General features: G+C 60.4%; 19 protein-coding genes. 7 read left to right on the top strand and 12 right to left on the bottom strand.

Annotation, left to right across the window (positions count from 1 at the left end; all coding sequences use genetic code 11):
* Positions 1–12: 12 nt before the first annotated feature.
* A complete protein-coding gene (locus I2C21_RS06460) occupies positions 13–1,053 on the bottom strand; it encodes a M42 family metallopeptidase (RefSeq protein ID WP_101692380.1) in 1,041 nt (346 codons plus the stop codon).
* A gap of 85 nt (positions 1,054–1,138) precedes the next feature.
* Here I2C21_RS06460 and ybaK point away from each other — a divergent pair, with 85 nt between their 5' ends.
* Entirely contained in the window at positions 1,139–1,615 is a 477-nt protein-coding gene (gene ybaK / locus I2C21_RS06455) for a Cys-tRNA(Pro) deacylase (protein ID WP_101692381.1), read from the top strand.
* Positions 1,616–1,760: 145 nt separating this feature from the next.
* A complete protein-coding gene (locus tag I2C21_RS06450; protein WP_195278829.1) occupies positions 1,761–3,917 on the top strand; it encodes a YcdB/YcdC domain-containing protein in 2,157 nt (718 codons plus the stop codon).
* Between the two features lie 79 nt (positions 3,918–3,996).
* Here the strand turns inward: I2C21_RS06450 and I2C21_RS06445 are convergent, their stop codons facing one another.
* Positions 3,997–4,941, bottom strand: coding sequence for a putative ABC transporter permease (locus I2C21_RS06445; protein ID WP_101692383.1), 945 nt, complete (start codon positions 4,939–4,941; stop codon positions 3,997–3,999).
* 171 nt (positions 4,942–5,112) lie between these two features.
* Between I2C21_RS06445 and I2C21_RS06440 the strand changes: the two genes are divergently transcribed.
* From I2C21_RS06440 to I2C21_RS06430, 3 genes are all read left to right on the top strand, one after another.
* Positions 5,113–5,907 (top strand): DUF4358 domain-containing protein, encoded by a 795-nt coding sequence (locus I2C21_RS06440; protein WP_195278828.1) that lies wholly within the window; start codon positions 5,113–5,115, stop codon positions 5,905–5,907.
* A gap of 145 nt (positions 5,908–6,052) precedes the next feature.
* Complete coding sequence (locus I2C21_RS06435; protein ID WP_101692385.1) at positions 6,053–6,538, top strand: MarR family winged helix-turn-helix transcriptional regulator; 486 nt, start codon at positions 6,053–6,055, stop codon at positions 6,536–6,538.
* Positions 6,519–7,901 (top strand): MATE family efflux transporter, encoded by a 1,383-nt coding sequence (locus I2C21_RS06430; RefSeq protein ID WP_195278827.1) that lies wholly within the window; start codon positions 6,519–6,521, stop codon positions 7,899–7,901. Before I2C21_RS06435 ends, I2C21_RS06430 begins: the two co-directional genes overlap by 20 nt.
* Positions 7,902–7,963: 62 nt before the next feature.
* Here the strand turns inward: I2C21_RS06430 and I2C21_RS06425 are convergent, their stop codons facing one another.
* Complete coding sequence (locus I2C21_RS06425; protein ID WP_195278826.1) at positions 7,964–9,748, bottom strand: ABC-F family ATP-binding cassette domain-containing protein; 1,785 nt, start codon at positions 9,746–9,748, stop codon at positions 7,964–7,966.
* An 83-nt stretch (positions 9,749–9,831) separates the two neighbouring features.
* The gene (locus I2C21_RS06420) at positions 9,832–10,692 is read right to left on the bottom strand and encodes a LysR family transcriptional regulator (protein WP_193535852.1); all 861 of its coding nucleotides are present in this window, start codon (positions 10,690–10,692) and stop codon (positions 9,832–9,834) included.
* Positions 10,693–10,801: 109 nt separating this feature from the next.
* Here I2C21_RS06420 and I2C21_RS06415 point away from each other — a divergent pair, with 109 nt between their 5' ends.
* Entirely contained in the window at positions 10,802–11,833 is a 1,032-nt protein-coding gene (locus tag I2C21_RS06415) for a YeiH family protein (protein ID WP_193535850.1), read from the top strand.
* Between the two features lie 56 nt (positions 11,834–11,889).
* Here the strand turns inward: I2C21_RS06415 and I2C21_RS06410 are convergent, their stop codons facing one another.
* Entirely contained in the window at positions 11,890–12,258 is a 369-nt protein-coding gene (locus I2C21_RS06410) for a hypothetical protein (RefSeq protein ID WP_243207906.1), read from the bottom strand.
* A gap of 212 nt (positions 12,259–12,470) precedes the next feature.
* Here I2C21_RS06410 and I2C21_RS06405 point away from each other — a divergent pair, with 212 nt between their 5' ends.
* Positions 12,471–12,956, top strand: coding sequence for a deoxycytidylate deaminase (locus I2C21_RS06405; RefSeq protein ID WP_101692391.1), 486 nt, complete (start codon positions 12,471–12,473; stop codon positions 12,954–12,956).
* Positions 12,957–13,014: 58 nt separating this feature from the next.
* On the opposite strand, the gene I2C21_RS06400 is transcribed toward I2C21_RS06405, so the two are convergent.
* The 7 genes from I2C21_RS06400 to dpaL all read right to left on the bottom strand — a co-directional run bounded on the left by I2C21_RS06400 (position 13,015) and on the right by dpaL (position 22,001).
* Positions 13,015–14,352 carry a uracil-xanthine permease family protein gene (locus tag I2C21_RS06400; protein ID WP_195278825.1) on the bottom strand — a complete coding sequence of 446 codons (1,338 nt, stop codon included), beginning with the start codon at positions 14,350–14,352 and terminating at the stop codon, positions 13,015–13,017.
* Between the two features lie 206 nt (positions 14,353–14,558).
* Positions 14,559–15,899 carry a uracil-xanthine permease family protein gene (locus tag I2C21_RS06395; protein ID WP_186963140.1) on the bottom strand — a complete coding sequence of 447 codons (1,341 nt, stop codon included), beginning with the start codon at positions 15,897–15,899 and terminating at the stop codon, positions 14,559–14,561.
* A gap of 252 nt (positions 15,900–16,151) precedes the next feature.
* On the bottom strand, positions 16,152–16,526 hold the full coding sequence (locus I2C21_RS06390; protein WP_186963141.1) for a Rid family detoxifying hydrolase: 375 nt from the start codon (positions 16,524–16,526) through the stop codon (positions 16,152–16,154).
* Between the two features lie 95 nt (positions 16,527–16,621).
* Positions 16,622–17,563, bottom strand: coding sequence for a carbamate kinase (gene arcC, locus I2C21_RS06385; protein WP_195278824.1), 942 nt, complete (start codon positions 17,561–17,563; stop codon positions 16,622–16,624).
* A 299-nt stretch (positions 17,564–17,862) separates the two neighbouring features.
* The gene (gene ygeW / locus I2C21_RS06380; RefSeq protein WP_101692397.1) at positions 17,863–19,062 is read right to left on the bottom strand and encodes a knotted carbamoyltransferase YgeW; all 1,200 of its coding nucleotides are present in this window, start codon (positions 19,060–19,062) and stop codon (positions 17,863–17,865) included.
* Positions 19,063–19,207: 145 nt separating this feature from the next.
* A complete protein-coding gene (locus I2C21_RS06375) occupies positions 19,208–20,620 on the bottom strand; it encodes a YgeY family selenium metabolism-linked hydrolase (RefSeq protein WP_101692398.1) in 1,413 nt (470 codons plus the stop codon).
* Between the two features lie 127 nt (positions 20,621–20,747).
* Positions 20,748–22,001 (bottom strand): diaminopropionate ammonia-lyase, encoded by a 1,254-nt coding sequence (dpaL, locus tag I2C21_RS06370; RefSeq protein ID WP_193535846.1) that lies wholly within the window; start codon positions 21,999–22,001, stop codon positions 20,748–20,750.
* Positions 22,002–22,294 lie beyond the last annotated feature (293 nt).

Here is a 22,294-nt window from a genome sequence, read left to right as displayed (position 1 = left end):
GGGTACGGGCCGTTACTGGCAGTCCAGGTAGCGCTCCACCAGGGCCATGGTTCCCAGCATGGCCTCCAGATGGGTGCGCTCCATGCCGTGGGAGGCCTGCACTCCGGGACCGATCAGGGCGGCAGGGGCATCCAGGCCGGACTTCCAGGCCACCGCCACATCGGAGGAGTAGTGGGGGTAGACGTCCAGCACGGCGGGAATGCCGTTCTCTTTGGCCAGAGAGACCAGGCGGCTCACCATCCCGTAATCAAAGGGACCGGAGCTGTCGGCGGCACAGATGGAGACATGGTACTCGTCGCAGTTCAGGTCGGCCCCCACACAGCCCATATCCACGGCCAGCAGCTCCTCCAGATCGGGGGAGAAGGTGGCCCCGCCGTGGCCCAGCTCCTCATAGACGGTAAAGGTCACCTCCACATTGCAGCGGGGGCGCTTGCCGCTCTCCTTCATCCAGCGCAGCAGGGTGAGCAGGATGGACACGCTCCCCTTGTCGTCGATGAAGCGGGACTTGAGGAAGCCGCTGTCGGTAAAGACCGTCTTGGGATCGTAGCAGATATAGTCCCCCACCTCGATGCCCAGGGCGCGTACATCCTCGGCAGAGTGCACCTTCTCATCCACCCGGACGTACATATTCTGCTCGTCCTGGGGCCGGGTGCGGGCGTCGTCAAAGACGTGGGCCGCCGGGGAGAGGGAGAGAATAGTACCGGTGTAGATCCGCCCGTCCCGGGTGTAGATCTTGCAGTACTCCCCGTGGAGAGAGGGAAGCACCGCGCCCCCCACCTTGGTGAACATCAGCTCTCCGGCGGGGGTAATGGCGCGCACCATCAGGCCCAGGGTGTCCACATGGGCGCAGATCCCGACGGTACGGGTCTGGTCCCGGCCCTCCACCAGGATGGTGAGGTTTCCCTTCTTGCTCCGGCGGGTCTCATATCCCATGGCCCGGGCCATCTGCTCGGCGGTCTCTACCGCCCGGGCGGTGAACCCGGTGGGGCTGTCCACCCCCAGGATGGCATGGGCGGTCTCCTTCAGACAGGGGATCATATGCTGAAAATCCATTTGAAACGTCTCCTTGCTTGTGGTATGGTAAAAAGCAGTTCCAGCATACCCCTATTCCAACGAAAAAGCAAGGAAGCGATCCATCATGGCAGAAGAAAAGACCAATGTCATGCGCCTTCTGGACCAGAAGAAGGTGCCCTATACCCCGCACCACTATGCCTCTCCCGACGGCGCGGTGGACGGCGTCACCGTGGCCGGGCTCATCGGCCGCGCCCCGGAACAGGTATTCAAGACCCTGGTGACCTGCGCCCCCTCCGGCGCCCACTATGTCTTTGTGGTCCCCGTCCTCCGGGAGCTGGATCTCAAGGCCGCGGCCAAGGCGGTGGGGGAGAAGTCCATCGCCATGCTCCGGCAAGCGGAGCTTCTCCCGCTTACGGGCTATGTGCACGGCGGCTGCTCTCCCCTGGGGATGAAAAAGCAGTTTCGCACCGTGCTGGATGCAAGCGCCCAAAGCCTGGAAACCATGGTGGTGAGCGCCGGGAAGATCGGCGCGCAGGTGGAGCTCCCGCCCGCGGAGCTGGCCCGGCTGGCCCGGGCCCAGTTCGCCCCCGTGGCAAAATAGTATACCCCCGCCTGAAGTCCCGGACCTGTCGTCCGGGACTTTTTCATAATTTGGAACTCTTTGGGTTTCTTTTCGTCTATCTCTATGATAGCATGGAGGTGAAAACCCCTGCAAAAACGGCAGACAACGGAAAAAGGAGGTACTTATGAAAAAGCTGCTCTCTCTGCTGCTCTGTGCCGCACTGCTGACCGGAGCTGCCCTGCCCGCGCTGGCGGCGGAGGACTCTGCCGACGCCCAGCTGGCCCGGGTGACCCAGGCCGTCAAGTCCACACTGGATCCGGACACGGAATGCTACACATCCTTCCACGGGGAACGGCAGGAACAGACCCTCGCCACCCTCTGGTCCCTCTACTGGGAGGGGGAGGAGGGCTCTCTCGCCGTCAGCGCCCTGGAGGACGGCACCATTGTGGAGTACCGGCTGGACACCCCGGAAGCAGAGCCCCTCTCCCAGAATTCCCTGCCCGCCTTTCCCGCTGGAGATCCGGCAGAGGCCCGAGCCTCCGCCCAGGCCTTCCTGGACCGGGTGCTGGACCCCACGTCGGAGTCAGTCACGCTGGAGGACCCGGCCGCCCCGGACCGGTTGGACAGCGATTCCTACCGCTTTTCCGGCTCGGTCCTCCTCCACGACCTGCCTTCTCCGCTGCACTACTCTCTGACCGTCCGGGCGGAGGACAGTACGGTCACCCGCTTCTACCGGGATGTGCCTGAGACCCTCTTCCTGGGCAATGTGCCCTCTCCCGTCTCCCGGACCGATCTGGACAAAGCAACCCAGGCCCTCCATGATACCCTGGAACTGCGTCTGGAATATGTGCGCCTCCAGGAAGAGGACTCCGCCGCTACACTGGTCTACCTGCCCGAGTCCAGCCACCGCTTCTACGTAGACGCCCAGACCGGCCGGCTCACCGATCTCACGGAGCTGGAGCGGGATATGTCTACCGCCGGCGGCGGCAGCAACGGCGATGCCGCCGCCCCGGAGGCCGCTCCGGACAAGGGGCTCTCCGAGGCCGAACAGGAGGGCATCCGCAAACTGGAGGGGGTTCTCTCCTCCGACGCGCTGGACCAGAAGCTGCGCTCTGTTCCCGCCTATGGTCTGGATCGCTATGAGCTGGTCTCCGCCGTCTTTTCCCTGGAGGAAGCACCGGAGAACCCGGAAAAGCCCGCGGTCCGCTGTGTCCTCCGGTACAGCCGCTCTGCCGACGCGGGCGTCTACTCCCGCACCTTTGTGGTCGACGCCCGTACCGGCGCGGTGCAGTCTCTCTTCTCCTCCCGCCCCTGGGAGGAAGAGTCCAGCCCCGCCCTCTCTCAGGAGCAGGCCCTCCGCCGGGCCGAGGCCTTCCTGGGCGAGTTCTGCGGGGAGCGGGCCGATCATCTGGCCCTCTACCAGCCGGAGGAGGCCGGGAAGGAGGCACAAGCCGTCTACTCCTTCCAGTTTGCCCGTCAGGAAAATGGATACTTCTTCCCGGAACACTTCTACGCCCTGGAGATCGACGGGGAGGACGGCTCGGTGTGCGGCCTGTCCTTCCGCTATGACGAGGCGGTCACCTTCCCGCTTCCCGAGGATCTCTGCACGATGGAGGAGGCCCTGGCCATCTGGGCGGAGACCTATCCGGTGACCCTGGGCTATCTGCTGGTGCCCCAGACGCTGGATCCGTCTGACCCCGCCGCCCTGCGGCTGTCCCAGATGGGGTGGACCTCCTACTACACCCTGCGCCTGGGCTATACCATGGACCAGGAGGAGGCCTATCAGGGCGTCCATGCCGGGACCGGCGAGCTCATCCGCTTCGACTACACCAGTTCGAGCGACACCCTCACCTATGACGATCTGGAGGGCCACTGGGCCCGCGCCAGCATTGAGCGTCTGGCCCAGTACCGAGTGGGGTACGAGGGCGGTTCCTTCCGCCCGTCCCAGACTCTGACCCAGTGGGATCTGGTCTGTCTCCTGTTCAGTCTCCGCTATCGTCCCCTGGACCCGGCAAATGCCACCCCGGAAGAGCGAGACACCGCCTATTCCGCCGCCTACGAACTGGGATTCCTCACCCGGGAACAGCGCTCCGAGGAAGCTATCCTCACCCGCGCCGACCTCATCCGCTGTCTGCTGGACGGCGCCGGATACGGTCCCGTGGCCCGTCTGGAGGGGATCTTCACCTGCTCCTATCCCGACCGCGCCGCCATCCCTGCCGCCGATCTGGGCTATGCCGCCCTGGCCCAGGGCCTAGGTCTGGTGAGCGGCCCCTGGTCCGGGACCCGGAATGCCACCCGGGGCGAGGCTGCCGCTCTTCTCTGCCGCCTGATGGAGCGTTGATCTCGCAAAACGACACAGCAAATACGCCCGGCCCCTCGTCTGAGGGACCGGGCGTATTTTATAAGTACGTATATTTCTCCTATGTATCCTCTTCGTCCTTTTTCCGCATGCCGCGGGCCCGTCTGCGCAGCTCTTCCAGCGCGGCGGCATACCGGGTGGAGGTCATATGGGGGAAGGCCCGCAGCAGACGCCGCTGGCCAAAGCCATAGGTGGAGAGCAGTTCCTCGTTGGCGGCCTTGAGCTCGGCCAGCGCGGCCTCCCGCCGTTTGAGAGCGGCCTCCCGGGCGATACGCCGGGCGGTCTGCTCCGCCTCCCGGGCCGCCAGACGCTCCGTGAGGTCCTCCCGAAGATCGGCACCCCGCTCGGCCAGGTCATCCCGCAGGTCGTTCAGGTCCTCTTTCAGGTCGGCTCCCCGCTCGGAGAGGGAGAGGGTGGCATCCGCCAGGTTCTCGCCCAGCTCGTTGGAGGCCGCCTTGATCCGGGCCGCCATCTCCTCCAGCTGACGCAGACGCTTGTTCAGGCCGATCATGGAGGCCACCGTGGCGGACAGATCCACCGCCGTCAACACAAGGAACAGCACCAGAAGCACCAGCCCCACCGGACGGGGGATGTGCCGCACCATCCCCATCACCGCCGGGTGGATCATATCCATGATGATCAGGCAGGCAAAGCCCCACAGCAGAGAGAAAAGGGGGCAGATATAGCCGTTGAGATTAAAGGGTTGGTCGGAGTAATCCCACCACTTTTGATGAAAGAGCTTTTCCAGCACAAACCCGGTCACCCACTCCAGCGCGCTGCACAGCACCACCGAGCAGAGGAAGAGCAGCAAGAAGCGCTCCCGCACCGGGGCCAGCAGGGAGGTCACCAACACCACGCCAAAGCCGTAGATCGGGCAGAGGGGGCCGTTGAGAAATCCGCGGTTGACAAATTTCCCGGTCCGCAGGGCCGCATAGCACACCTCACTGCACCACCCCAGAAAGGCGTACACAAAAAAATACCATAGAATCGGATAGATTTCCCGCATCACAATCTCCTTCTTTTGACTGGGGGACTGGCCCCCTGCTTTCAAAACCTGATAAAATTATTTTAACATATTTCTGCAGCGAACAGGGAACTTTTTTGTCCCGTCCCCGTCTAACCCTGCGACCAACTTTTCCGGCCCCTCTGCCGGAGGACACAAAGGAGATATAACGGTATGAAACAGCTCGGCACATTTGCTCTGGCCGCCGCCCTGACTGGCAGCCTTCTCACTCCCGCCCTGGCCGCAGGCTATGCGACCTCCATCACGGTCAACGGTACCGCGCTGGACACCTCCGCGCTTCCTGAGGCCCAGGGGCTTCCGCTCCGGCTGGTGGCTGAGGCCGATCACGGCTCCGCCTCCTGGTTCGCCGAGGAGAACTCCAGCTCCTTCTATTTCAGCAAGCACCGGGTGGAGGTCTCCTTCCAGGACGGCTCCATCACCGTGGACGACAACCTGGTGGAGGATGCCGTGGCGCAGGTCGTGGACGGCGTGACCTTTGTCCCCACCACCGTGCTGGACGGTCTGGACGGCATCACGCTGGAGGAGACCGAGGCCGGTGTGAGCATCACTACCCCCAACAACTCCCCCCTGGTCAAGCTGGCCTATGAAGTGGCCGATGCCGGCGGAGTTGGCTACGGCATGGCCGTGGACGCCGAGAGCCTGGACACCTATGGCATCCACAGCGACAGCTTCACGGAGGCGGCCGGCTTCTTCCCCATGATCACCTCCCCCGACACCATCATCATCGGCAAGTTGGCCGAGGGTAAGGAGGAGCAGGCCAAGGCGGATCTGGAGGCCTATCGCCAGCAGCAGGAGGACACCTTCTCCTGGTATCTCTCCCAGAACCTCCCCAAGGTGCAGGACGCCCGCACGGTGGTGAAGGACGGCTATTTCCTCTTTGTAATCGCCGAGAACGCCGATGAGGCTGTGGCCGCCTTTGAGCGCGGACTGGCTGGCCTGGAGGGCTGATTCTCTCCAATTCCCTTTGCAGACTCTATCCTGCAACCTCCCACGCAGCTGCGTGGGAGGTTTTTTTGCCTACTATTTGCTTGCGCAAGCAAATAGTTTTTGCTATAATAAGCCTGCCAAAACAGGGAGAAGGGGGTGAACCGGGATGAAACTGATCAAATGGCTCTCGATTTCCGACCGGCACACCAAGATGTACCTGGACCGCTCGCTGGCTCCGCTGGGGTTAAACAGCAGCCAGCATATGTACGTCGTGAAAATCTGCGAGATGCCGGGGGTCACACAAGATCAATTCATGCACTTTTTTTATGTCCACCCCAGCAATGTGACCCGGGCTCTTTCCGCGTTGGAAAAGGCCGGCTTTCTCCGGAGGGAGTCCAACCCGGAAGACAAGCGCACCTGCCGGCTCTTTCCCACCCAGCGGGCCCTGGATGCCCGCCCCCAGATCCTCTCTCTGGTACGCCAGTGGCAGGAGCAGGTCATGGAGCCCTTTTCCCCGGAGGAGCGGGAGATCTTTCTGACCCTCCTCCAGCGTGTGGGGGAGCGGTCCGTCTCCCTCGCCGGGGCCGACTATGCCCTGGCCCCCATCAGTCTGATCGGAAAGGAAGAGGAATATGGAGAATCATCTCAGTAATCCACTGGGGTATGAGCCGCTGCCCAAACTGCTGCGCAGCTTCGCCGTCCCCAGCGTCATCGCCATGCTGGTCAGCTCTCTGTACAACATTGTGGACCAGATCTTCATTGGGCAGGGTGTGGGCTATCTGGGCAATGCGGCCACCAATGTGGCCTATCCCCTGACCACCATCTGTCTGGCCATCGCCCTGCTCATCGGCATCGGAAGTGCCTCCCGCTTTTCTCTCTCCCTGGGCGCAGGGGAGCCGGAGCAGGCCGCCCGGGTGGTGGGCAACGCCATCGCCATGATGGCGGTCCTGGGCATCCTCTATGCGCTGCTGGTAGAGCTCTTTCTGCACCCGCTTCTCCTGGCCTTCGGTGCCACGCCCGATGTCATGCCCTATGCCATCGAGTATACCCGGATCACGGCTCTGGGCATGCCCCTGCTCATCGTGACCAATGCCATGAGCAACCTGGCCCGGGCCGACGGCAGTCCCAAATACTCCATGACCTGTATGCTGGTGGGCGCGGTTATCAACACGATCCTGGACCCTATCTTCATTTTCGTGTTTCACCAGGGGGTGGCCGGCGCTGCCCTGGCCACGGTCATTGGTCAGTTCTTCTCCTTCCTGTTGGCTGCGCGCTATGCCTTCCGCTTCCAGCACATTAACCTGCGGCGGGAACACCTGCGCCTGAGCCTGAGTGAGAGCCTTCAGACCGCTTCTCTCGGCATGAGCAGCAGCCTCAACCAGGTGGCAATCACCTTTGTACAGATCGTCATCAACAACTCTCTGACCCACTACGGCGCCAGCTCGATCTATGGCACCGACATCCCCCTGGCCGCCTGCGGCATCGTGATGAAGACCAACGCCATCCTGCTGGCTGTCGTCATCGGGATCTCCCAGGGCTCCCAGCCCATCATTGGATTCAACTACGGCGCCAAGCAGTACGACCGGGTCCGTGGAATCTATCGCCTGGCCATCGGATGCAATCTGGTGGTCTCCCTGGTCGGCTTCCTTCTCTTCCAGTTCTGTCCCCGTCAGATCATCTCTATCTTTGGCAGCGGCAACGCGCTCTATTTTGAGTTTGCCGTCCGGTTTATGCGTATTTTCCTCTTTATGGTGCTGGTCAACGGGGTACAGATGCTCTCCTCCAGCTTCTTCTCGGCCATTGGAAAGCCGGTCAAGGGCCTGGTCCTCTCCATGACCCGGCAGGTCCTTTTCCTGATTCCGCTGCTGCTCCTTCTGCCCATCCTGATGGGCGGGATCGACGGCATTCTCTTTGCCGGACCGGTGGCCGACACCATGGCTTTTCTCACCACGGTATGTCTGGTCTCCCGGGAAATGAAGCGCATCCGGGGACTGGAAGCCCAAAATGCCGGATAAATCGCTCCAACTGTAATAAAAATGCGGGCAGCCTCTTCAGGCTGCCCGCGTTTTTTTGTGCCCTACTGGGCGGCGATGCGCTCGGCCAGATCGTTGAGATAGACCCAGCGCTCCATCTTTTTCTCCAGCGCGCTCTCCAGCTGACTCTGCTCCTCCTGGAGCCGCTGCAGGGCCACATAGTCGCTGCCGCATGCGCTCTGCTGGGCCTGATTGTCGGCCAGCTGCTCCTCCAGCGCTGCGATGTCTGCATCGATGGTCTCGTACTCCCGCTGCTCCTTGTAGCTGAACTTCAGCTTCTTGGGCGCGGAGGGCCGGGACTCTTCCTTTTTGGGGGCCGGTTTCTCGGCCTTCTTCTCCGCCCGGCGCCGCTCGGCCAGGGCCGCCAGATAGTCGGTGTAGCCTCCGGCATAGGGGGTGACCCGGCCGTCCCCCTCCACCACGAAGATGCGGCGGGCCACCTTGTCCAGGAAATAGCGGTCGTGGGAGACCGCCACCACCGCCCCCGGGAAGGTCTCCAGATAGTCCTCCAGAATGGTGAGGGTCTCGATGTCCAGGTCGTTGGTGGGCTCGTCCAGCAGCAGGATATTGGGAGCGGAGGCCAGGATAGAGAGGAGGAAGAGCCGCCGCTTCTCCCCGCCGGAGAGCTTATCGATGGGGCTCCACTGGACATCGGCGGGGAAGAGGAACTGCTCCAGCAACTGGCTGGCCGTGATGACGCCGTCCACCGTCTCAATGCGCTCCCCGATCTCCTTCACATAGTCGATGACCCGGGTCTCGCCGTCCATGGACGGGTTTTCCTGGGAAAAGTAGCCGATCTTTACCGTCTCACCCACGATGACTTCCCCCTGGTCAGGCGAGAGGCGCCCGGCGATCAGATTGAGCAGAGTGGACTTGCCGCTGCCGTTGACCCCCACGATGCCGATCCGGTCATCCCGCAGGAGCATGCAGTCAAAGTCCCGCAGCACCTGCCGCCCCTCAAAGGACTTGGAGACCCCCCGGAGCTCCACCGTCTTTTTCCCCAGGCGGCTGGCCACCGAGGAGAGCTCCAGCCCGGCCCGCTCGGTGGGGCCGCTCTGATTTTTCAGGGCCTCGTAGCGCTCCAGACGCTCCCGGCTCTTGGTGCCCCGGGCGGTGGGGCCCTGCATGACCCACTGGTACTCCCGCCGGAGGATGGACTGCCGCTTGCGCTCACTGGCCCGGGCCGACTCCTCCCGCTCTGCCTTCCGGCGGAGGAAGTCCTCATAGCTGCCCTCGTAGAAGTAGAGCTTTCCCCCGTCCACCTCGGCCATGCGGTTGGTGACCCGCTCCAGGAAGTAGCGGTCATGGGTGATCATCACCAGCCCGCCGGCAAAGCGCTGGAGCCACTCCTCCAGCCAAGTGACCATCTCGCTGTCCAGGTGGTTGGTGGGCTCGTCCAGGATGAGCACGTCACAGGGCCGGGCCAGAGCAGCCGCCAGGGCCACCCGCTTGCGCTGCCCGCCCGAGAGCTCCTCCACCCGCTGCTCAAAGCGGGTGATCCCCAACCGGGTCAGGATGGTCTTGGCCTCGTACTCCGCCAGGGCACGGGCATCGGTGGAGAGGCCCAGCAGCACCTGCTCCAGCACCGTGGTCCCCGGGGCAAATTCCGGATTCTGGGGGAGATACTCCAGGCGCACATTGGGGAAGCGGGTGACACAGCCGGTCTCAGGCTCCTCCGCCCCGGCCAGAATGCGCAGCAGGGTGGACTTGCCCGCGCCGTTGACGCCGATGACGCCCACACGCTCCCCGGGCTCCAGATAGAAGGACACCCGGTCCAGCAGGACCCGGGTCCCATAGGTCTTCGTAATGGATTCTGCGGATAACAGCATACAAACGCTCCTTTGCTCGGTGCATCACAAAAGGTCACACCAGTATACACGAACGGGAGAAAAAAGACAACCGCTCCGGGGCCTTACGCCATCCAGTCCTCCCACTCCCCGGCAAAGAGATTGTCCCGCAACCACACAAAGTGGAAGGCCCCGCTCAGGGCCTGCCCGGCCAGATCAAAGCGGGCCAGCTTGCCGGCGGCCAGCTCCCGCTCCACCACCGGGGCATAGAGGAAAGAGACCCCCAGGTTTTCCACCACAAGGGCCTTGATGGTGGAAAAGTCGCTGATCTCCACCACGCCGGAAAAGCTGCGCAGGGTACAGTGGTTCTGCCGCAGGGCGGCCTCCAAAATGGCCCGAGTACCCGACCCCGCCTCCCGGACCAGGAGGCGCTCGCCCAGGACCTCCGCTAAGGGGACCGTCCGACCCGCCAGGGGATGCTCGGGCGCACACACGCCGAAAAAGGACTCCCTCCGGTAGAGGCGCACGGCATACCGCTCCCGGTCAAAAAAGCCCTCCACCAGCGCGAAATCCAGCCGTCCTTCCTCCAGTGCCCGCAGCAGAGCACGGGTATTCTCCACCGTCAGGGAGACCGTCCCTTCCGGATGGCGGCGCAGAAAGCGGCTGATGAGCGGGGCAATGACAAACTCTCCGATGGTCTTGGTGGCCCCCACCCGCAGGATCCGGGGCGCTGGAACGGCCATGGCCTGCTCCATCTTCCGGCTGTTGTAGGCCAGGGAACGGGCCATCTCCCGCAGGCGCACGCCCGCCTCCGTGAGGCGCAGGGTCTTTCCCTCATAGGAGAAGAGCCGGCAGCCATAGTGCTCCTCCAGCGCGCGGATCTGATGGGTGACTGCCGGCTGGGTCACGCACAGCCGCTGGGCCGCCCGGGTATAGTGCATGGTCTCGCACAGGACCAGGAAGGTATGGAGTTTGGGATCCAGCATACAATCACCCATTACAGAAAATTATGGAAAGATAAAAAATCATCATTTTATTTTATCGTCAGGCCGTACTATAATCAAGGGGAAAACGAAAACAAAGGGGCGTTCTGATATGAACTTTGTCAAACAGAAAGGACCTGGCCTGCTGCTCTGTCTGGTTATCGCGCTGCCCTCCTGGTGGCTGGGCAAGCTTTTCCCGGTCATTGGCGGACCGGTCTTCGCCATTCTCTGCGGCATGATCATCACCCTGCTGCTGACCGATAAGACCCGGTTCCAGCCGGGCATCGCCTACACCTCCAAAAAGATCCTGCAATATGCGGTCATCCTGCTGGGCTTTGGCCTCAATCTCTCGGAGATCGCCAAGGTAGGGGCAAAATCCCTGCCCATCATCTGCTCCACCATCGCCACCTCCCTCATCATCTCCTTTGTGCTCTATAAGCTGCTGAAGATGCCCGCCAACATCTCCACCCTGGTTGGGGTGGGCTCCTCCATCTGCGGCGGCTCCGCCATCGCGGCCACCGCTCCGGTCATCGGAGCCGACGATGAGGAGATCGCCCAGGCCATCTCGGTAATCTTCCTCTTCAACGTACTGGCCGCCCTGCTCTTTCCCACCTTTGGCGGGGCCATTGGCCTGAGCAACGAGGGCTTCGGCCTCTTTGCGGGGACCGCCATCAACGACACCTCCTCGGTCACCGCTGCCGCGTCCACCTGGGATACCCTCCACGGCACCAACGGCGCGGTGCTGGAGTACGCCACCATCGTCAAGCTCACCCGCACCCTGGCCATCATCCCCATCACGCTGGCCCTCGCCTTCTGGCGGACCTGGCAGGTCAAGCGGGGCAGCAATACCTCCAGCGGCACCTTTGATCTGAAGAAGATTTTCCCCTTCTTCATCCTCTTCTTTGTGCTGGCCTCGGTCATTACGACTCTCTCCACCTCCTGCGGTGTGCCCTCCGCCTTCTTCCAGCCCTTCAAGGAGCTGTCCAAGTTCTTCATCATCCTGGCCATGGCCGCCATCGGTCTGAACACCAACATCGTCAAACTGGTGCGCACCGGCGGCAAGCCCATCTTCATGGGCGTGTGCTGCTGGGCCGGTATCACGGGTGTGAGCCTGGGCATGCAGCATCTGCTGGGCCTGCTGTAATCCCGGACATAAGACAAGGCGCGTCCCCGATCGGGGACGCGCCTTACAGCGTTCACTCAGCTTTTTTCCTCAAAGCTCACGCCGCAGTTGCGGCAATTGACCGTGATCTTTCCTTTTCCTCTGGGGACCCGCAGATATTGTCCGCAATTGGGGCACTTGAAATAGCGGTGTTCCTTATCCCGCGAGATGGTCCGGCGCATTTTACACCAACGGATGGCCGGTCCAGCCAGGGTAAGAAAGCGGGCGTTTTCCGCCCGGCGCTTGGCATACTGCCGGGAGAAGATGCGGTAAAAGGACCAGAACAGCACCGCAAGCGCCAGCCAGGACAAGAGCTCCAGATGGGGCAGTCCGGACAGAACTACCAGGAGCACATAGACCGCCAGAAGAAACCAGGAGAGTTGATCGCCGCCATATCGCCCATACATGAATCTCCGAAGCCAGTTCATATGTGCGGTCGTCTCCTTTGCTGTGAAGTATGGGGACGCAGATGCGTCCCCGAATTATTTTCTGTTCTAATGATACTGCCTGACCCCCCAATCGTCAAGAAATCAAACGTAAACAATATGTGAATTGTGCTTGCGTGGGGCGGACAAAACCGCTATACTAAAAAAAATAGATCCCTCGGGAGGGAATTATCATGGCTCGTATTGACAAAGAAAACTATTACCTGGACATTGCGGAGACCGTACTGGAGCGCTCCACCTGTTTACGCCGCTGTTACGGCGCCATCATCGTCAAAAATGATGAGATTGTCTCCACCGGGTACAATGGCGCCCCCCGTGGACGGCGCAACTGCGGGGATCTGGGCTACTGCACCCGGGAGGCTATGAATATCCCCTCGGGCGAGCGATATGAGCTGTGCCGCTCGGTCCACGCGGAGGCCAATGCCATCATCTCTGCCGCCCGCAGCCAGTCCATCGGCGCCACGCTCTATCTGGCCGGCCGGGACGCCAAGACGGGAGAGCTGCTCTCCGATGCCACCTCCTGCTCCATGTGCCGGCGCCTCATCATCAACGCCGGGATCGACCGGGTGGTGATCCGCCGCACGAAAGAGGACTACTCCGTGGTCCACGTGGAGGACTGGATCCGGGAAGACGATTCTCTTCCCAGCTCTGTAAAGTGACAGATCAGAAAGGCGCGCACCTGATAAAACAGGTGCGCGCCTTTTTTCATGCAGACAATTATACGCTCTTGCTCTCCTGCACCGGAGCATCCTTGGGAAGCGCCAGGTTGAGGATGATGGCCATGATGGCGGTGACTACCACGGGGCTGCTGCCGAATACGGTGGTGACCCACTGGGGGAAACCCTGGAGGCAGTCCTGCACCTGCGTGATGCCCACGCCCAGTGCCACAGACAGACCGACTACCGTGCTGCTGCGCATGGTGAAGTTCTCAGAGGTGATCATGCGCATACCGGTCATGGTGATCATAGCAAATACAGACACCGTCGCGCCGCCGATGACGCTCTGGGGAATGGTGGTGAGCAGAGAGGAAAACTTGGGAACAAAACCCGCAATCGCCAGAATAATGGCGGCAAAGGCAAACACGGCCCGGTTAATGACCCGGTTGACCGTCACAATACCCACGTTCTGGCTGTAAGTGGCCGCAGGCAGGCCGCCGAACAGCGCGCCTACGATGCTGACGATACCCTGGGCAATGATGCCGCCCTGAAGCTCCTTGTCGGTGGGCATACGGTCCATACCACCCATGGTGGTGGAGGAGAGATCTCCGATGGTCTGCACCGCGTTGACCACATACACGATACCCAGGGAGATAATGGCGCTCACATTAAAGGAAATATCAAAGTGCAGAGGCATGGGGACCTGGAAGAAGCCCGCCTCGCTCACCGCGTCAAAGCTCACCATGCCCAGGAAGAAGGCCAGCACATAGCCGATGATCATGCCCCAGAGAATGGCGCCCAGCTTGAGCACGCCCTTGGAGAAGTTGTTGAGGATGACCACCACCAGGAAGGTCACAATGGCCACCAGCCAATTCTTCATGGAACCAAAGCCCTCGGTGCCTGCGCCGCCGGCCATATACTTAATGGCCGTGGGGTACAGGGAGAGGCCAATGGTAAAGATGACCGTACCGGTCACCAGAGGCGGGAAAAAGACCCGGATCTGCTTGACAAAAATACCAAACAGGATGGCAATGATACCGCCAAAGATTTCCGCGCCCAAAATAGTGGGCAGATCAAATTGCCCGCCAATGGCCAGCAGTGTGGGGACATAGGCAAAGCTGATGCCCATAACCACCGGAAGGCGCGCGCCGATGCGCCCAAAAATGGGGAAAAGCTGGATCAGGGTCGCCAGCGCCGTCACCAGCAGAGAGACCTGGATCAACAGTGTTCGGTCCGATCCGGTAATGTTGCAGGTATTGGCCACCAGAATGGCCGGGGTCACGATTCCTACTACCGCGGCCACCACATGCTGAAGTCCCAGAGGGACCAATTGACCTGGAGCAGGTATGCCCTCATATTGGAATACGGACGCCCGCCCCTCACGGGAAGTCTGCTTCATCCAAATCACCTCATTAATTTTTTTTAGTTTTCATAAAATATTTTCTTTAATAAAATGATACCCCCATTCTTTTTCATTTTCAAGAAAAATATGTCCGGCAGATCATCAAATTATCCCCAATCTTTTTGTGCAAAAAACAATATATCGCCCTGGTCAATCCAACCAGAGCGATATATTGACGGATTTTGTCCAAACTCAAGATAAAATCACTTTGTCTCAGGGTCAGGGTCCTTCGGCAGGATCAGGTTGAGGATCACAGCCACCACCGCGGCCCCCACAGGTGCAAAGGAGCCAAACACATTCTGCACCCACATGGGGAAGAGCTCCAGGCAGCCAGGGGCCATGGTCACACCGATCCCCAGGGCCGCCGCCAGTCCCACGATGGTGCGGTTGCGCATGGTGAAGGGGCCGGCAGAGACGATCATATTGACGCCGGTCATGGCAATGATGGAGAACACCGAGATAGTGGCGCCGCCCAGAACGGCATTGGGAATGGTAGTGAGCACCGCCGAGAACTTGGGCACCAATCCGGCCACACCCAGCACCACCGCTGCAAAGGCGAACACACTGCGGTTAATGACCTTGTTCATGGTCACGATGCCCACGTTCTGGCTGTAAGAACAGGTGCTCAGTCCTCCAAACAGAGCGCCGATCACCGAGGTGACACCCTGGGAGATGATACCTCCCTGAAGCTCCTGATCGGTGGGCATGCGCTCCATGCCGCCCATGGTAGTCGAGCTGATATCTCCAATGGTCTGGAGGGAGTTGGCAATGTAGAGGATGGCCATGGCCAGGATCGCGGAGCCGTTAAACTCCAGGCCAAAGGATTTTACCGGCGTTGCCACGGCAAACCATCCGGCGCCGCCCACGCTGCTAAAGTCCACCATTCCCAGGAGCAGGGCAAGAAGATAGCCTCCCACCAGGCCCCACAACACGGCGCCCAGCTTCAGAAAGCCCTTCCCGAAATTCTGGAAGGCCAGCACCAGTGCAAAGGTAAAAATGGCCACGCCCCAGTTCTTGGGGGAGCTGAAATCCGGGGTACCTGCGCCGCCCGCCATGTATTTGATGGCCACGGGATAGAGGTTCATGCCCACCGCCAGAATAACGGTACCCGTCACCAGAGGCGGGAAGAGCTTCCGGATGGGCTTGATGCACAGTCCAAAGAGAATCGCCACCACGCCTGCAATGATCTGGGCCCCCAGGATCTCCGGCAGGGTAAAGGTCTTGCTCATCAGCGTGGGGATGGTAAACCCTACGCCCATAATGACCGGCAGGCCGGAGCCGATGTATTTGGTAACGGGGAAGAGCATCAAAATGGTGGAAAACGCGGTCATCAGAAGGGCCATCTGCACCAGCAGGGTGGTGGTGGCATCATCCAGTCCGCAGTTCTTGGACACCATCAGGGCCGGTCCCACCGTGCTGACCACAGCTGCCACCACGTGCTGCATGCCCATGGGCAGTATTTTGGGGAGAGATGCTTTTGCCTTCCACTGGAACAGTGGATCTGCTGCCGCCACCGGTTTTGAGACACCTTGTGCTTTACTCATACTTGGTTACCTCCTAATTCCTCTTCTTCTGTATCCAATGTACGGGAGGGGTAACGCGATTAATACATCAGATGACTATATCACTATAACACATTGCACAATTGCCCGCAAGAAAAAACCATTGCTCATTGTCAAAAATTCTAACCTTCCATTTTGTGGATAATCACAATGGTAGTACCAGATCAGCGCATAAAAAAAGATCCCATTCCCGAGACGGGAATGGGATCCATTGTACAACGTCAAGGATGCCGCTTACTTTACCGCAATGGCCTCGATCTCAAAGAGCGCGCCCTTGGGCAGATTCGCCACCTGATAGCAGGAGCGGGCGGGGGGATCGGTGTGGAACACGCCGGAGTAGATGGCGTTGATGGTGGCAAAATCGTTGATGTCGGCCAGGAAGACCGTGGTCTTCACCACATCGGCATAGCTCATGCCGGCCTCCTCCAGAATCGCACCCATGCTCTTCAGGGCCAGAGTGGCCTGCTCGGATACATCCTTGCCCAGGGTGCCGGTGGCCTTATCCACGCCCAGCTGGCCGGAGATGAAGAGCATGTTGCCCGCCTGCTTGGCGTGGCAGTAGGGGCCGGTCGCGGTAGGGGCGGCGGCAGCGGTAATGGTCTTGTTCATGGGAAAACCTCCATTCAGATGCGGGAGTTTCTCTCCCGGATAAAACTACGGAAGGGCCGGGGCGTGTTACGCCCCGGCCCGGTAAATACGGAAAATCAGCAGTGGATGCTGGTACCGGTCTTGCCGGCAACGCCGTCCTTAGCCTTCTCCAGCAGAGTGATGAGGGCGGTACGGCCGGGCTTGGACTCGGCAAACTGCAGAGCAGCCTGCACCTTGGGCAGCATGGAGCCGGGAGCAAACTCGCCGTCAGCGATGTACTTCTCAGCCTCAGCGGGAGTCAGCTCGTCCAGCCACTTCACATCGGGCTTGCCGAAGTGGATGGCCACCTTCTCCACGGCGGTGAGGATGATCAGGCAGTCGGCGTCCAGCTGCTGAGCCAGCACGCAGGAGGCGAAGTCCTTGTCCACCACAGCGGCAGCGCCGTCCAGACGGTTGCCCTCACCGTGGAACACGGGGATGCCGCCGCCGCCGCAGGCAACGACCACATGGCCGGCGTCCACCAGGGCCTTGACGGTATCGATCTCGGCAATGGCCTGGGGCTTGGGAGAGGCCACCACACGGCGGTAGCCGCGGCCAGCGTCCTCCTTCACCACATAGCCGCGCTCGGCAGCCAGCTTCTCAGCCTCTTCCTTGGTCATGAAGGCGCCGATGGGCTTGGTGGGATTCTCGAAGGCGGGATCGTTCTTGTCCACGATGACCTGGGTCAGCACGGTGGCGCAGGGCTTGTTGATGCCCCGGTCCAGCAGCTCCTGCCGCAGGGCGTTCTGCAGATCGTATCCGATGTAGCCCTGGCTCATGGCCACGCACACGGACAGGGGGCAGGGGATGTACTTCTCGGGATTGGAGCGGGTCAGCTCGGTCATGGCGTTCTGGATCATGCCCACCTGGGGACCGTTGCCGTGGGCAATAATGACTTCATGGCCCTCCTCGATCAGGTCGGCAATGGCCTTGGCGGTCTGCTGCACCGCGATCATCTGCTCGGGAAGGTTATTGCCCAGCGCGTTGCCGCCCAGGGCGATGACGATTTTTTTACCCATTAGTCGCACCTCATTTTTCCGTATTATTAAAATACGCAGTCTAATTTGATAAAGCTATCATAAAGCCAAAGTCTTCAGATGTCAAATGGTATTTCAGACAAAATTGTAAACTCTTCTAATTTCTTTTCTCTTTCCCGCCGCGCAGCACCCAGAAATTGGTTTGGCCCGCCCGACAAACCATGATTCGTCAAGCGGGCCTTGCCTTGCGCAAAGGGGTTATATAGCAGGCGTGAGGGCCGGAGGCGAAACCGGTCGCGCCATACTATTGAGAAAAACCGTGAGGTATCTCCAAAAAAGACTTACTTCTGGAACCAACGGGCCATGCCGCGCTCCTCCAGGGCCTTCAGAGTGGCCTGGGGATCCTTCACCTTGGCCAGGAAGATCATGGCGGCGATGATGTAGGGCTTGAAGGAAGCCTCCTTGTACAGGGGGTCACGATAGCGGTCGAACACGGAAGCCTCGACCTCGCCGTCCTTGCAGGAGACGTCGTTGATGTCGGCGGGCAGGCAGTGCATGTACAGAGCCTTGCCGTTCTTGGTGGTCTTCATGAGCTCCTCGGTGCAGCACCAATCCTTGTGGTTGGCGTTCTGAGCCAGCAGCTCCTTCTCCAGAGCCTTGATGCCCTCGCTGTCGCCCTCGGCGTACAGGTTGGTGCGCTTCTCCATGGCGGCAAAGGGAGCCCAGCTCTTGGGATACACGATGTCGGCATCCTTGAAGGCCTCGGCCATGGAGTGGGTCTTGGTGAAGGTACCGCCGCTCTTGGCAGCGTTGGCCTTGGCGACCTCCTCGACCTCGGGCATGACCTCATATCCCTCGGGATGGGCCAGGACAACGTCCATGCCGAAGCGGCTCATCAGGCCGATGATGCCCTGGGGCACGGAGAGGGGCTTGCCGTAGGAGGGGCTGTAAGCCCAGGTCATGGCGATCTTCTTGCCCTTCAGGTTCTCCACGCCGCCGAACTCATGGATGATGTGCAGCATGTCGGCCATGGCCTGAGTGGGGTGGTCGATGTCGCACTGGAGGTTGACCAGAGTGGGCTTCTGCTCCAGGACGCCGTCCTTGTTGCCCTGGGTCACGGCCTCGACCACTTCCTTCTGATAGGTGTGGCCCTTGCCGATGTACATGTCGTCACGGATACCGATGACGTCGGCCATGAAGGAGATCATGTTGGCAGTCTCACGGACGGTCTCGCCATGGGCGATCTGGCTCTTGCCCTCGTCCAGATCCTGCACCTCGAGGCCCAGCAGGTTACAGGCGGAGGCGAAGGAGAAACGGGTACGGGTGGAGTTGTCGCGGAACAGGGAGATGCCCAGGCCGCTCTCAAAGATCTTGGTGGAAATGTTGTTCTCACGCATGTAGCGCAGGGCGTCGGCCACGGTGAAGACAGCCTCGATCTCGTCGTCGGTCTTGTCCCAGGTCAGGAAGAAGTCACCCTCGTACATCTCCTTGAAGTTGAGCTTGTTGAGCTTGTCAATATAAGCCTGCAGTTTGGCATCCATAATCTTGTTCTCCTTTATATTTGAGTTTTCAGTTCAGTTCTGTATGGACCGGAGGCGAATCGGGTCGTCACAGATTCAGATGGAACAGGGAGGAGGGGGCCGCCGGACCTTCCGGCGGTCCTCCGCCTGTATGCACAGGAAAAACTTACTTAATGTCGTTGTCGGTCAGGGTGGCGCGGAACTGGGTCACGTCGTCGGTCTTGTTCTCCTCCTTGTACAGGCCGGGCACGGCGGAGTACAGGGCGGCGCAGCGGACCAGATCGTCCTTCCAGGTGATCTCGTTGGGGGCATGAGCCTGGCTCTCAGCACCGGGGCCGAAGCCGACGCAGGGGATGCCGTAACGGCCCTGGATGGCCACGCCGTTGGTGGAGAAGGTCCACTTGTCGGTCAGAGGACGGCCCTCGCGCAGATGCATGGCATCGCGCTTGGGATCGGCGTCGGTGTGGCCCAGACGCTTGTCGCCGAACAGGCCGTGGTGAGCGTCCACCAGAGCCTGCACGTGGGCGGCAGTCTCCTTATTGATCCAGGTGGGGAAGTAGCACTCGGTCTCATAGACCTCGCCGGTCCACGCGGGACGGTCGTACATGTACATGGAGACCTTCACATCATCGCCGTACTTCTTCACGCTGGGCAGCTGACGGATCTCCTCCAGGCAGGAATCCCAGGTCTCGCCGGCGGTCATGCGGCGGTCGATGGAGATGGCGCAGGAGTCAGCCACAGCGCAGCGGCTGGGAGAGGTGTAGAAGATCTGGGAGGTGGTGCAGGTGCCGCGGCCCAGGAAGCGGGCATCCTCATAGTGCTCGGGGTTGTACTTGGGGTTGAGCATCTTCACGAGGCCCTTGATCTCGGTGGAGTCGGCGTCGTCGTTCTCGTTGAGGGCGCGGACATCCTGAAGAATGTCGGCCATCTTGTAGATGGCGTTGTCGCCGCGCTCGGGAGCAGAGCCGTGGCAGGAAACGCCCTTCACGTCCACGCGGATCTCCATACGGCCGCGGTGACCGCGGTAGATGCCGCCGTCGGTGGGCTCAGTGGAGACCACGAACTCGACCTGCTCCTTCTTGATGCCGTTGGCGGGGAAGAACTTGTTGACGATGTACTGCCAACACATGCCGTCGCAGTCCTCTTCCTGAACGGTGCCCACCACCATGATCTTGTATCCGGGAGGAATCAGGCCCAGATCCTTCATGATCTTGGCGCCGTAAGTGGCGGAAGCCATGCCGCCCTCCTGGTCGGAACCGCCGCGGCCGAAGATCACGGCGTCATCCTCGTAGCCCTTGTAGGGGTCGGCTTCCCAGTTGTTGATGTTGCCGATGCCCACGGTGTCGATGTGGGAGTCAAAAGCGATGATCTTGTCGCCCTCGCCCATCCAGCCGATCACGTTGCCCAGGCCGTCGATCTCGACCTTGTCGTAGCCCAGCTTTTCCATCTCGGCCTTGATGCACATGACGACTTCCTTCTCCTCGCAGCTCTCGCTGGGATGGGAAATCATGTCCCGCAGGAAGCGGCTCATGTCAGCGCGGTAGCTCTCGGCTGCGGCCTTGATCTTTTCAAAATCCATGACTAATCCTCCAAATTACATATATGACTTTTTTTGTAAACAATGGGTAAGCAATCCGGCGGCCCCGCGGCCACGGGGCCGCCGTTTGCTGAGAGACGTCTGTTCGCTTGTATCGCAGGAACCAGTCTTACTTGTTCAGTCGATAACCTTCGTACTCAGCCAGCGGCGTGCTGGTGGTGGGATATTCGCCGTCCCAGATGATGCGGCGGAACTTCTGAGGATCGGTGTTGCCCTCGGTGGAGATCATCAGCACCTGGCTGAAGCGGTCCAGGCCCAGATAATCCTTGAGGTCCTTGTAATCGGGGTTGTTCATGATGGCATCCAGGCAGCCCATGCCCACGGCGCCGGACTCGCCGGAGATGACCACGGGGTCGCCGTCGCAGGGAACGCCCAGCATACGCATGCCCTTGGCGCTGACCCAGTCGGGGCAGGAGGTAAAGACGCTGGAGTGGTTGCGCAGGATGTCCCAGCCGATGATGTTGGGCTCACCGCAGGCCAGGCCGGCCATGATGGTCTTCAGATCGCCGGTGACGATGCGGGGATTGCCGTCGCCCACCAGAGCGCCGCGGAACAGGCAGTCGGCCGCGGAAGTCTCCATGATGACCACCTTGGGAGGATCATTGGGGAAGAGGTTGTGGAAGAAGCCCTGCACCGCGCCGGCCAGAGAACCCACGCCCGCCTGCACGAACACGTGAGTGGGACGGTTCACACCGATCTGACGCAGCTGCTCGGCCGCCTCAGAAGCCATGGTGCCGTAGCCCTGCATGATCCAGGAGGGGATGTCCTCGTAGCCCTCCCAGGCGGTGTCCTGCACGATGACGCCGTTCTCGCACTCGTCGGCCTCAGCCGCAGCCATGCGCACGCAGTCGTCGTAGTTCACGTCCTCGATGGTGACCTTGGCGCCTTCCTTGGCAATGTTATTGTAACGAGCAATGGAGCTGCCCTTGGGCATATGGACAACAGCCTTCTGACCCAGCTTGTTGGCAGCCCACGCCACGCCGCGGCCATGGTTGCCGTCGGTGGCGGTGAAGAAGGTGGCCTGACCAAACTCCTTGCGCAGCTGCTCGCTGGTCAGGTAGTCATAGGTCATCTCGGACACGTCCTTGCCGGTCTTCTGCGCGATGTACCGGGCCATGGCAAAGGAGCCGCCCAGCACCTTAAAGGCGTTCAGGCCAAAGCGATAGGACTCATCCTTAACATAGATGCCGCCCAGGCCCATGTAGGTGGCCATCCGCTTCAGGTTGGCCAGAGGGGTCACGGAATACTGAGGGAAGCTGCTGTGAAACGCGCGGGCCTTGGCCACGTTCTCCAGGGACATGACTTCCAGCCACTTGTCGTCGCTCTTGGGCATCCGATTGGGTACCCACTTAATCTGTTCCATCTCCATTTTACTTCATTCGCCTCCGTAAAAATTTGAGAGATTACCTCGCGGAATTTCTCCCGCTTTCCGCAACCATAATACCATATTATACTGATAAGTCAAGTGGTATCCTAAAAATTTTTTATTTTAACTAAAACTATTTTTGAATTTTGTTTATTTTACCTACAAGCCCAATATTGCCTTTCCAAAAAATTAGTGCTAAGCTATAAACAAGAAGGAAAATAGGCTTATTTTGAGATTGGAATGTGCAAAATGCAGATGGGCTGTATCGCCCCCGCCGGATACGTTCGATC

The organism is Clostridium sp. J1101437_171009_A5, from assembly GCF_015547905.1.
Lineage (GTDB): Bacteria > Bacillota > Clostridia > Oscillospirales > Oscillospiraceae > Pseudoflavonifractor_A > Pseudoflavonifractor_A gallinarum.
The sequence above is the reverse complement of the archived record's forward strand: the minus strand, read 5'-3'. Positions and strand labels throughout refer to the sequence as shown.

Bases quoted from the DNA above. Each gene is read 5' to 3' on its own strand.
- I2C21_RS06460 (WP_101692380.1), bottom strand. From the start codon at position 1,053: ATGGATTTTCAGCATATGATCCCCTGTCTGAAGGAGACCGCCCATGCC.
- ybaK (WP_101692381.1), top strand. From the start codon at position 1,139: ATGGCAGAAGAAAAGACCAATGTCATGCGCCTTCTGGACCAGAAGAAG.
- I2C21_RS06450 (WP_195278829.1), top strand. From the start codon at position 1,761: ATGAAAAAGCTGCTCTCTCTGCTGCTCTGTGCCGCACTGCTGACCGGA.
- I2C21_RS06445 (WP_101692383.1), bottom strand. From the start codon at position 4,941: ATGCGGGAAATCTATCCGATTCTATGGTATTTTTTTGTGTACGCCTTT.
- I2C21_RS06440 (WP_195278828.1), top strand. From the start codon at position 5,113: ATGAAACAGCTCGGCACATTTGCTCTGGCCGCCGCCCTGACTGGCAGC.
- I2C21_RS06435 (WP_101692385.1), top strand. From the start codon at position 6,053: ATGAAACTGATCAAATGGCTCTCGATTTCCGACCGGCACACCAAGATG.
- I2C21_RS06430 (WP_195278827.1), top strand. From the start codon at position 6,519: ATGGAGAATCATCTCAGTAATCCACTGGGGTATGAGCCGCTGCCCAAA.
- I2C21_RS06425 (WP_195278826.1), bottom strand. From the start codon at position 9,748: ATGCTGTTATCCGCAGAATCCATTACGAAGACCTATGGGACCCGGGTC.
- I2C21_RS06420 (WP_193535852.1), bottom strand. From the start codon at position 10,692: ATGCTGGATCCCAAACTCCATACCTTCCTGGTCCTGTGCGAGACCATG.
- I2C21_RS06415 (WP_193535850.1), top strand. From the start codon at position 10,802: ATGAACTTTGTCAAACAGAAAGGACCTGGCCTGCTGCTCTGTCTGGTT.
- I2C21_RS06410 (WP_243207906.1), bottom strand. From the start codon at position 12,258: ATGTATGGGCGATATGGCGGCGATCAACTCTCCTGGTTTCTTCTGGCG.
- I2C21_RS06405 (WP_101692391.1), top strand. From the start codon at position 12,471: ATGGCTCGTATTGACAAAGAAAACTATTACCTGGACATTGCGGAGACC.
- I2C21_RS06400 (WP_195278825.1), bottom strand. From the start codon at position 14,352: ATGAAGCAGACTTCCCGTGAGGGGCGGGCGTCCGTATTCCAATATGAG.
- I2C21_RS06395 (WP_186963140.1), bottom strand. From the start codon at position 15,899: ATGAGTAAAGCACAAGGTGTCTCAAAACCGGTGGCGGCAGCAGATCCA.
- I2C21_RS06390 (WP_186963141.1), bottom strand. From the start codon at position 16,526: ATGAACAAGACCATTACCGCTGCCGCCGCCCCTACCGCGACCGGCCCC.
- arcC (WP_195278824.1), bottom strand. From the start codon at position 17,563: ATGGGTAAAAAAATCGTCATCGCCCTGGGCGGCAACGCGCTGGGCAAT.
- ygeW (WP_101692397.1), bottom strand. From the start codon at position 19,062: ATGGATGCCAAACTGCAGGCTTATATTGACAAGCTCAACAAGCTCAAC.
- I2C21_RS06375 (WP_101692398.1), bottom strand. From the start codon at position 20,620: ATGGATTTTGAAAAGATCAAGGCCGCAGCCGAGAGCTACCGCGCTGAC.
- dpaL (WP_193535846.1), bottom strand. From the start codon at position 22,001: ATGGAACAGATTAAGTGGGTACCCAATCGGATGCCCAAGAGCGACGAC.